Origin of the sequence: Alloscardovia criceti DSM 17774, assembly GCF_000376885.1 — a bacterium.
Lineage (GTDB): Bacteria > Actinomycetota > Actinomycetes > Actinomycetales > Bifidobacteriaceae > Alloscardovia > Alloscardovia criceti.
Genome location: NZ_AQXR01000001.1, coordinates 1 through 1,297, shown reverse-complemented (window position 1 = coordinate 1,297; position 1,297 = coordinate 1). Strand labels below are relative to the sequence as shown.

2 protein-coding genes and 1 pseudogene are annotated in these 1,297 nt (G+C 44.6%); 2 read left to right on the top strand and 1 reads right to left on the bottom strand.

Annotated elements, in window-relative coordinates; translation table 11 throughout:
• Nucleotides 1-285: 285 nt before the first annotated feature.
• Together D570_RS0100015 and D570_RS0100010 are read left to right on the top strand one after the other, a co-directional pair.
• Nucleotides 286-555 carry a hypothetical protein gene (locus D570_RS0100015; RefSeq protein WP_018142363.1) on the top strand — a complete coding sequence of 90 codons (270 nt, stop codon included), beginning with the start codon at nt 286-288 and terminating at the stop codon, nt 553-555.
• Entirely contained in the window at nt 555-827 is a 273-nt protein-coding gene (locus D570_RS0100010; protein ID WP_018142362.1) for a hypothetical protein, read from the top strand. The genes D570_RS0100015 and D570_RS0100010 overlap by 1 nt, the downstream gene beginning before the upstream one ends.
• On the opposite strand, the pseudogene D570_RS09780 reads toward D570_RS0100010, so the two are convergent.
• A pseudogene (locus D570_RS09780) lies at nt 824-1,297 on the bottom strand (hypothetical protein); the annotation flags it as partial. The gene D570_RS0100010 and the pseudogene D570_RS09780 overlap by 4 nt on opposite strands.

The following is a 1,297-nucleotide window of genomic DNA, read 5'->3' as shown; positions in this document are numbered from 1 at the left end:
AATGATCGAAGAAGCAGGAATCGTCGCTTAAACAAGCACGAAGTTACACGAGGAAACTCGTGTATGGAAACTATTTCACATTAGTTTTCAACGGATAGTTTTATTCGCTACCTGGGCATAAATCTTTCTCCTGTCAAGGCAAAAATGCGTGACTCAGCTCAACACTCGACTGCTGCAGCCACACCAGACTGAGAGAAAAAATCTATGTACTTGTTAGTGTATACATGAACGTATTACGTTGTGTAGTATACTTATATATGTAGATAAATATCGGGGAATATATACATGCGTATTATTGTTTTGAATCGTATTAGCGTGCGTCATCCTGAACTGTCGAAGAGTGATGTCGTGACAGCGTTTGAGAGTATTTATGCTGAAGTGCCCAGGAAGGATAACACGTGGATTGCGTTGGGTACAGATCAACGGCTGCGTGAGATTGAAATGCTTTACACGATTGATTACGCACGCAACGAAGTGATTATTTGTCACGCTTTTACCCCGCCAACGAAAAAGATTAAAGCCGAGATGAACAAGCGCAAAAGGAGGTTACGCTAATGCAGTATGACGGTTATGAAGAAGATGAGCGCATTCTCAATCGTGTAGGACTTACGCTGTCTGATGTAGAAGAAGACGCACAACGTGTGGAAGATGAATCGTATGACGATAACCTCGCAGATGGTTTCTACACGACCTTCCACGAGCGTAATGAACCGATGACAACAATCAGTCTCAGGATTAGTAAGAGCGCTCTAGACGCTCTCACACAAACCGCTGAGAGCCTTAACCTACCACGTAGCGAATATATTCGCCGTAAACTCTTCGCTTAAGCAGCAGTGCATTTATAGAGATGTGAGCCGTGCAGCAGTCCATTGCTTATAGAAGCCTGCGTAAATGCAGTAGCGTACAGCCTGGCTACGATTAGGCAGCTGCATGAGAAATTGTAGTCATACAGGTAGGCGTATTCCAGATAATCACGCATTTTCGTATCAGAATCACGCTTAGTCGAGTAGTGTTTACCATCGAAACCGAGTGACTTCTGCTCAAATTGATCAGAAGTGCTACTCACCGCAGCTGGCCCATAATGGGCCAGCTGCGGTGAGCGTTGTTTAAGATCCCTCTCAATCGTTGTTTTCCCAACTTGCATAATGGCTGCGATGACACGGTTGGAGAATCCGCCAACTTGCTTTAAGATGGTTGAAATCTGTGCTCTGGTTGCAAGCAAGTGAAAGCCAAGCTTGCTTTGTCGACAAGGGTCTTTGTTTGTGATAACTGCGGACTTGCTGTGGATCGAGATGTC

Bases quoted from the DNA above. Each gene is read 5' to 3' on its own strand.
- D570_RS0100015 (WP_018142363.1), top strand. From the start codon at position 286: ATGCGTATTATTGTTTTGAATCGTATTAGCGTGCGTCATCCTGAACTG.
- D570_RS0100010 (WP_018142362.1), top strand. From the start codon at position 555: ATGCAGTATGACGGTTATGAAGAAGATGAGCGCATTCTCAATCGTGTA.